Raw genomic sequence first — 7,790 nt, 5'->3', positions numbered from 1 at the left:
AGAAGGCCTTTTTATTTTGTCCAGATGAGGTGGTTTAAGCACCAAAACAGCTATTTTTCCCTAAAAACAGTAAAAAAGACAAACACCAAAACGATGTTTGTCTGCAATCTGAAAGATTGCATTTTGCAATCTTTTTTGTAATTAATTCCGAGGAAATGAATGTATATATGAACTTGACAAATCTCATTTATTCATTTAGCATAGATTATAGATTCTAATTGAAAGGGATATTCATGCGAAAATTAAGTTTTTGGCTAGGAGTAAATATTGTCCTTTTAGTAATTGCAATTGCTTTAGCTTTTTGGCTGGTTGATGGTTTAAAAGCAAATCAGCTTTCTCAGTTTATTGAACAAAAACAACATAGTTTGCTTACGAATAGTAAAGGAAAAGTTCAAGTAGGAAATATTGATACAACTCATGTAATAGCTACCTTTCCCACTGATGATGCTGGGCAAGCTATTCCACATGTGGAAAATAAAATGTATTCTTATATAGAGAACCGACTAGGTCGTAAAAAGCCAGCTGGAAAAATCAAGAAATTGATTTTTGTTTCTTCAAAAGATGGGCATACAAATTTTAATAATGTAAAAGCTAAAGAGATACAAGCTGAGCATTATGAGGTAGCTAATCTTCAAATAAAGAAAATTGAAGATCAAACATCAGAAAGAATACTATTGACTCAAGATAATCAATTATTTACTTTAGGAATTTTTTTGAATGATTTATCTCTTGCAGGTCAAATTATTGCAAGTAAACTAGAGGAAAATTTATTCAATCAAGGAAAGTCAGCGGAAGAAATTGAAGCAGTTTTAAGTCAATTTGAGGTATTAGATTTAAATTCATTGACATTCGGATATGCCGATAGTCAGTTAACTCTTTATTTACCAGATGCAACTTTTGGTTTAGAAAGCTTAACGCTACCAATTTCAGATTTTTTTCAAATCGTTCAGAGTGATTATCTAGTTGAGTCGGATAAAGTTGCCTACAATGAATTTATGGGAGTAAAGGAAGACAAATCACATTTACGTCAAATTGCATTGACATTTGATGATGGTCCAAATCCCGCTACAACACCAATTGTAATGGATTTATTAAAGAAATATAATGCGAAAGCAACATTTTTCGTCCTTGGAAATGCTGTAGCAGGCAATGAGGATATATTGAAACGGATGGTGGCTGAAGGACATGAGGTTGCCAATCATTCCTGGAGCCATCCTAATCTGACAGCTTTATCAAGTGAGGAAGTCAGACTTGAAATTGAATCAACTCAACAGGCAGTGGAAGCAGCAATTGGGCAACGTCCTAAGTTGGTTCGACCGCCGTATGGTGCAGTCAATCAAGCGGTTGTTGATGCTATGGGATTGCCTTCCATTTATTGGAATGTTGATACAGAAGATTGGTTAAGTCATGACGTTTATGCCATAAATGAAAAGGTTAGAATGCAGGCTTGTCCTGGATGTATCATCCTGATGCATGACATCCATCAATCGACAGTGGATAGCTTGGAACCGGTTTTACAGTTCCTGACCTCTGAAGGATATAATCTTGTAACCACTTCAGAATTATTGGGTCCAAATTTAAATCCGCAGTATATTTATTATAATCAAGAGTGGGCAGGACCGGCTCAGTATTAAAAGGAGGCAATGGCCTCCTTTTACTTATACCTTATATAATTCTTGATTTTTTAAGATAACTTCTTGCACCTGAGCGTATTTTTTCAGTTGCTTGAGTTCGCTTGGACTGGATACCAAGGTAATGACCAGTCCGTCCTTGCCCATGCGACCAGTTCGCCCAGCACGGTGGGTATAGGCTTCTTGATCGAATGGAACTTCAAAGTTTAGGACGCATTCTAAGTTATCAATATCAATCCCACGTGCGACCATATCTGTAGCCAACAAGAGATTGAGTTCGTGGTTTTTAAAACGCTCGATAATGACCTTACGGAATTTAACATTAACATCAGAGGCCAGGGAAACGGCATTGACACCGTTGTAGAGCAACTTATCTTCACTGGCACCAAGGTCTGACAGGCTATTGAAGAAAGTAAGGGCACGAAAATCTGGAATATTGGCAAACTTACGTAGGGTTTCCAAACGGTCGCGCTTGTCTACCATCATATAGCAATGCTGGATATTGTCCAATTTCTGTTCAGATAAGTCGATACTTTCAATATCTTGAGCAATCTTTTTGCGGTCAAACTTAGCTGTTGCGCTCATGTAAATCAACTGGTGGTCACGTGGCACATAGCCGATAATCTTTTCCACAAAATGATATTGAGAATCAGAGAAGAGTTGGTCAAATTCATCCAAAATGATAGTGTTAACATTCATCATCTTGATTTTTTTCAATTTAATGAGCTCGAAAATACGACCGGGAGTCCCAATTAGGATTTCGGGTCCTTTTTTTAGTCGCTCAATTTGACGCTTCTGACTAGAGCCAGATAGAAAGAGTTGGGCGTTAAGACCAATGGTATCTGACCAGGTTTTGCAGACGTCGAAGATTTGACCGGCCAACTCGGTATTGGGTGCTAGGATGAGTAATTGTTGGGCCTTTTTAGGTGTCAAAGTCAGTAAGCTGGGCCAGAGGTAGGCAAGGGTCTTGCCCGTACCAGTTGGGCTGATTGCCAATAGGGATTTGCCAGTTCTGATTGGCTGGAAGGCTTGGACTTGGATGGGAGTAAAGTCCTCAAAGCCAAGTTGAGTCAGCTGGTCAGTCCAGCTGGTTGGGAAGTTAGTTTTCATGGGTATCCGCCTTAAAAGTTATTCCTGCGTCTTGGCGCATGGTGTAGAGAGTATGATGGACCGCCTCAGCCACATCCAGCCATTTATTAGCCAGGTCGTGATTGCCTGCCTGGATAACTTGGGCAATGGCTTGTACCTCCTCCAGCATAGAATCTACTTGTGCTTGGATAGGAAGGACAAGCTGGCTACCGTCATGTTTGGTAAAAACAGCAGAGCTGATATGTTGGCAGGCGTTGAGGGTGAGGGTGCCTTCACTGGTATAAATTTCACTTGGTAGATTGCTAGTGATATTCTTTCCAGCCTGAATGCTTACTAGAAAATCATCATAAATCAGTTGCCCAGTCCCATTCAAATCAATGGATGAAGGGAGTTGGTGGGCAGCGTATCGAGCCGCATTTGGTCTGCCAAAGAGGCCAATGGCAGTATAGAGGGTATAGACACCCAGATCCATTAAGGCTCCGCCAGAAAAATCAGTTGAAAAGATATTTGGGGTCTGTCCTGCCAAGAGGTCAGGCATTTTGGAAGAGTATTTGGCATAGGAGAAGTTGGCACCCCAAACCGTCTGTTCTTTCAAGAAATCCTTGATGATAGCGATGGCTGCTTCATGGTAGTTACGGGCTGCTTCAAATAGAAAGACACCATTTTCTTTAGCAATCTGACGCAGTTGAATCAGTTCCTGCGGTGTTGAGACCATTGGCTTTTCAATAATCACATGTTTACCAGCAGAAAGGACTGCCTTGGCTTGCTCAAAATGCAAGGCATTTGGACTGGCAATATAGACCAAATCAATCGGTGCAGAAAGAAATTTTATCCATTCTGTGTATAAAATTACATTTTCGTAATTTGTTGAAAATGACACAGCGGTTTCCATTTTTCTTGAAAATATCGCTGATAATTGGAAATATTTACTCAAATGAGCGGAGGAAATGAACTTGTGGCTGATGTCTGAAGTGCCAATAATACCAAAATTTAGCATAAATTCTCATTTCTTTATGTGTTATCCTTTCCATTATACCATGTTTCATGGTAAAATAGTATTGAAAATAGAAGGAGATGATGATGACTCAGAAACCCATTATTATTGGCGTAACCGGCGGTTCTGGAGGTGGCAAGACAAGTGTGTCGCGTGCCATTCTGGATAATTTCCCAAATGCTCGCATATCAATGATTGAACACGATTCTTACTATAAGAATCAGTCTCACCTAACCTTTGAAGAACGGATACAGACCAATTATGACCATCCACTTGCATTTGATACTGATTTAATGATTTACCATATCAGTGAATTGTTAGCAGGTCGTTCAGTGGATATTCCGATTTATGATTACACTCAGCACACACGTTCAGATAAGACCTATCGTCAGGAGCCACAAGATGTATTTATTGTGGAAGGTATTTTAGTATTGGAAGACAAACGGTTGCGGGATTTGATGGATATTAAAATTTTCGTTGATACAGACGATGACATTCGCATCATTCGCCGCATTAAGAGAGACATGGAAGAGCGTGGACGTAGCTTAGATAGTATCATTGAGCAGTACACCTCGGTGGTGAAACCTATGTATCACCAGTTTATTGAGCCAACTAAGCGCTATGCAGATATCGTCATTCCTGAGGGCGTCAGCAATCTTGTAGCCATCGACTTGATCAACACCAAGGTGGAGAGTATTTTAAGAGAGCGTGGTTAAGATGCCGAAGCAGAGAATATTACCCCATATTATTCTAGGGATAATGGGTGCTAGCGGTCAAATGGTAACTGGCAAGCAGATTACCGACTATGTTCAACGAGATTTAGGAGAATTTTGGCAAGTCGCTCATAGCCAAGTTTATCCAGAGTTAAAGCGTATGACCAAGGAAGAATTAATTACCTGTCACGCAGTCCCTGGCAATGAGAAAGAAAAGCAGTATGCTATGACTGCTACTGGACGTCAGATTTTGGACGATTGGCTATCCGTTCCAAATGATGAGACTCCTCAACAAAAAGATTTGTTTTCAATTAAGATGTTTTTTATCCGTGATAAAAATGACCCGCGGATACCAGGTTTGTTGGAGAATCAAATTGAATTAGTGACTAAGCACTTGAAACACCTAGAAAGTCGTAAGGTTGAATTGTTTTCAACTAAGGAGAGTATCCAAGATAACTACGGTCATTACTTGATTTTGACCCGAGCCATTGAGCGCAATCGTGCCCAGCTCAAATGGTTAGAGGATACATTGGCAGGTTTATAACGATTCGGATTTCCGAATCGTTTTTTCTTGTTTTCCGTTTCATATTTTGTTAGAGTAGAGGAAATGTGAGTTTTGGAGGAAAATATGTCAGTCAAACAATTTGTAAGTATGGTCTTGCTGGTTTGGAATCTTATCGTGTTTATGACCTATGGTCTGGATAAGGGGAAGGCCAGAAAAGATGCCTATCGGATTTCGGAAAAGACCTTGTTGCTCATGGCCTACTTGGGTGGAGGCCTGGGTGCATGGGCTGGAGGCACACATTTTCGTCATAAAACCCAGAAGAAGTATTTTCAACTGGCTTGGGCGGTAGGTGTTATCATTGATGTCCTTATTATCTTATGGATGTGGAATTAGGCAGAAGCCTTTTCTTTTTGTTCAAACTATAAATGTCAGTCTATCTATGCTATAATGTTCCTATGATGAAACAAGAAAAAATATCACATTATCAATTATTACTGGCTCAGTTGGAGGCTCTATTAGACGGCGAAACCAATGCACTTGCCAATTTGTCTAATGCCTCAGCTCTGCTCAATCAGGCTCTACCAAACTCTGTCTTTACAGGATTTTACTTGTATGATGGTAGTGAATTGATTTTGGGGCCTTTTCAGGGTGGCGTTTCCTGTGTTCATATCGCACTTGGAAAGGGTGTCTGCGGTGAGGCTGCAGCTAAGCGCCAGACTATTCTCGTAGACGATGTTCGTCTACATGATAACTATATTTCCTGCGATGCGACAGCCCTATCAGAAATCGTTGTGCCAATGGTGAAAAACGACCAGTTGCTGGGCGTTTTGGACTTGGATTCGAGATTGGTAGCTGATTATGATACGATTGACCAAGACTATCTAGAAAAGTTCGTTGCTCTCTTGGTTGAGAAGACGGACTGGAATTTTGCTATGTTTGGAGAAAAACGCTAATGTACCAAGCTTTATATAGGAAGTACCGAAGCCAGACCTTTGGGGAGATGGTGGGGCAGGAGGTGGTTGCGACCACGCTCAAACAGGCCATTGAACAGGGAAAAATCAGTCATGCCTATCTCTTTTCAGGTCCTCGTGGTACGGGTAAAACATCGGCAGCTAAGATTTTTGCCAAGGCCATGAACTGTCCTAATCAGGTTGGAGGCGAGCCTTGTAACGATTGTTATATCTGTCAGGCTATTACGGAAGGTAGCTTGGAAGATGTGATTGAGATTGATGCTGCATCCAATAATGGTGTCGATGAAATCCGTGATATTCGGGACAAATCGACCTATGCGCCGAGTCTTGCGACCTATAAGGTTTATATCATTGACGAGGTCCACATGCTGTCAACAGGGGCTTTTAATGCCCTCTTGAAGACCTTGGAGGAGCCGACGGAGAATGTGGTCTTTATTCTTGCGACAACGGAGTTGCATAAGATTCCTGCTACCATTCTGTCAAGGGTGCAACGATTTGAATTTAAGTCCATCAAGGTGACGGATATTCAGGCCCATTTGGCCCAAATTTTGACCAAGGAAGATATTAGTTTTGATGACCAAGCCTTGACCATTATTGCACGTAGGGCAGAAGGGGGAATGCGGGATGCCCTGTCTATTCTCGACCAGGCCCTCAGTCTCAGCCATGACCAGACAGTTACCTTGGAAATTGCGGAGGAAATCACGGGTTCTATTAGCCTACGTGCTCTGGATGCCTATATAGCTAGTCTGCGTCAGGCAGACAGCGTGTCGGCACTGGGACATCTGCAGACCTTGTTTGACCAAGGCAAGAGCATGAGCCGTTTTGCGACGGACCTCTTGCATTACCTGCGTGACCTCCTTATCGTGCAGACGGGTGGTGAGAATACCCATCTGACTGCTGGTTTTACGGAAAATCTAGCACTGGCTCAGGACCGGATTTTTACCATGATAGAGATGGTGACCAGGGGCTTGGCGGACATCAAGTCCAGTCCTCAACCCAAGATTTACGCTGAAATGATGACCATTCGTTTGGCTGAAGATAGTTCTCCTTCGGGGGCCATGGCAGAGCTGCCAGCTGATTTACTGGGGCAACTAGCCAGTTTGCAACAACAAGTTGCGGATTTACAGAAACAATTAAGCCAACTCTCCAGTCAACCGGGTGCTGTTAAGCCAGTTTCACGCAAGCCACAGGCACCGAAGAAGTACCGATTGGATACCAGCAAGGTTCATGCTATTTTGCAGGAAGCCATGGAAAATCCAGCTTTGGCGCGTGAAAATTTGACTCGCTTGCAAAATGCCTGGGGAGAAATTATCGAGAGTTTATCAGGTGCAGACAGGGCCTTACTTGTCGGTTCTCAACCAGTTGCTGCGAATGAAAATCATGCAATCTTAGCCTTTGAATCCCCACTCAATGCTGAACAGACTATGAAACGGGATAATCTCAATACCATGTTTGGTAATATTCTCAGCAAGGCCGCAGGCTTCTCGCCACAGATTTTGGCTATTGCTCAAGAAGATTGGGTCAGCATTCGGGCTGAATTTTCAGCCAAGGCCAAGGGGCAAAAAATACAAGAAAGAGAAAAAGAAGAAAGCCCTGTTCCAGAAGAATTTGGCTTTCTAGCGGACTCCGTTGAGATAGTAAACGATTGATAGCAATATCGGTCTTAGGACTGATGAAGAAATCCTTTGGAGGAGTTATACTATAGTCAATCCTAAATATTTTTCATAATCTCCTAACAAAAACACCAACGGAGTTGGTGTTTCAGACTGAAGACAAAGTCCTTAGAATTGATTTTCTAAGGGCTTTTCTTCGTATTTAGGAGTATAATATAAGAAAAAGGACTTATGAGGTTCTCCTATGCTACACAAAGAAAAACCTGACTATAAC

8 protein-coding genes are annotated in these 7,790 nt (G+C 41.7%); 6 read left to right on the top strand and 2 right to left on the bottom strand.

Going from position 1 to position 7,790, the window contains the following annotated elements; translation table 11 throughout:
- Nucleotides 1-233 precede the first annotated feature (233 nt).
- On the top strand, nt 234-1,634 hold the full coding sequence (locus tag C1E99_RS09340; protein WP_105207364.1) for a polysaccharide deacetylase family protein: 1,401 nt from the start codon (nt 234-236) through the stop codon (nt 1,632-1,634).
- A gap of 24 nt (nt 1,635-1,658) precedes the next feature.
- Here C1E99_RS09340 and C1E99_RS09335 read toward each other — a convergent pair whose 3' ends face one another.
- Together C1E99_RS09335 and C1E99_RS09330 are read right to left on the bottom strand one after the other, a co-directional pair.
- Nucleotides 1,659-2,741, bottom strand: coding sequence for a DEAD/DEAH box helicase (locus tag C1E99_RS09335; protein WP_105207363.1), 1,083 nt, complete (start codon nt 2,739-2,741; stop codon nt 1,659-1,661).
- On the bottom strand, nt 2,731-3,717 hold the full coding sequence (locus tag C1E99_RS09330) for a Gfo/Idh/MocA family protein (protein WP_105207362.1): 987 nt from the start codon (nt 3,715-3,717) through the stop codon (nt 2,731-2,733). Before C1E99_RS09330 ends, C1E99_RS09335 begins: the two co-directional genes overlap by 11 nt.
- 83 nt (nt 3,718-3,800) lie before the next feature.
- On the opposite strand from C1E99_RS09330, the gene udk reads away from it, so the two are divergent.
- The 5 genes from udk (at nt 3,801) to dnaX (ending at nt 7,552) form a co-directional block, all read left to right on the top strand.
- Complete coding sequence (gene udk / locus C1E99_RS09325) at nt 3,801-4,430, top strand: uridine kinase (RefSeq protein WP_099810051.1); 630 nt, start codon at nt 3,801-3,803, stop codon at nt 4,428-4,430.
- Between the two features lies 1 nt (nt 4,431).
- On the top strand, nt 4,432-4,971 hold the full coding sequence (locus C1E99_RS09320; RefSeq protein ID WP_099776489.1) for a PadR family transcriptional regulator: 540 nt from the start codon (nt 4,432-4,434) through the stop codon (nt 4,969-4,971).
- An 84-nt stretch (nt 4,972-5,055) separates the two neighbouring features.
- Complete coding sequence (locus C1E99_RS09315; protein WP_029188690.1) at nt 5,056-5,325, top strand: DUF1294 domain-containing protein; 270 nt, start codon at nt 5,056-5,058, stop codon at nt 5,323-5,325.
- A gap of 62 nt (nt 5,326-5,387) precedes the next feature.
- The gene (locus C1E99_RS09310; RefSeq protein ID WP_105207365.1) at nt 5,388-5,885 is read left to right on the top strand and encodes a GAF domain-containing protein; all 498 of its coding nucleotides are present in this window, start codon (nt 5,388-5,390) and stop codon (nt 5,883-5,885) included.
- Complete coding sequence (gene dnaX, locus C1E99_RS09305) at nt 5,885-7,552, top strand: DNA polymerase III subunit gamma/tau (protein ID WP_105207361.1); 1,668 nt, start codon at nt 5,885-5,887, stop codon at nt 7,550-7,552. The genes C1E99_RS09310 and dnaX overlap by 1 nt, the downstream gene beginning before the upstream one ends.
- The last annotated feature ends 238 nt before the right edge of the window (nt 7,553-7,790 follow it).

The sequence above is a fragment of the Streptococcus suis genome (assembly GCF_002964045.1).
GTDB lineage: Bacteria > Bacillota > Bacilli > Lactobacillales > Streptococcaceae > Streptococcus > Streptococcus suis_U.
The sequence above is the reverse complement of the archived record's forward strand: the minus strand, read 5'-3'. Positions and strand labels throughout refer to the sequence as shown.

Bases quoted from the DNA above. Each gene is read 5' to 3' on its own strand.
- C1E99_RS09340 (WP_105207364.1), top strand. From the start codon at position 234: ATGCGAAAATTAAGTTTTTGGCTAGGAGTAAATATTGTCCTTTTAGTA.
- C1E99_RS09335 (WP_105207363.1), bottom strand. From the start codon at position 2,741: ATGAAAACTAACTTCCCAACCAGCTGGACTGACCAGCTGACTCAACTT.
- C1E99_RS09330 (WP_105207362.1), bottom strand. From the start codon at position 3,717: ATGCTAAATTTTGGTATTATTGGCACTTCAGACATCAGCCACAAGTTC.
- udk (WP_099810051.1), top strand. From the start codon at position 3,801: ATGACTCAGAAACCCATTATTATTGGCGTAACCGGCGGTTCTGGAGGT.
- C1E99_RS09320 (WP_099776489.1), top strand. From the start codon at position 4,432: ATGCCGAAGCAGAGAATATTACCCCATATTATTCTAGGGATAATGGGT.
- C1E99_RS09315 (WP_029188690.1), top strand. From the start codon at position 5,056: ATGTCAGTCAAACAATTTGTAAGTATGGTCTTGCTGGTTTGGAATCTT.
- C1E99_RS09310 (WP_105207365.1), top strand. From the start codon at position 5,388: ATGATGAAACAAGAAAAAATATCACATTATCAATTATTACTGGCTCAG.
- dnaX (WP_105207361.1), top strand. From the start codon at position 5,885: ATGTACCAAGCTTTATATAGGAAGTACCGAAGCCAGACCTTTGGGGAG.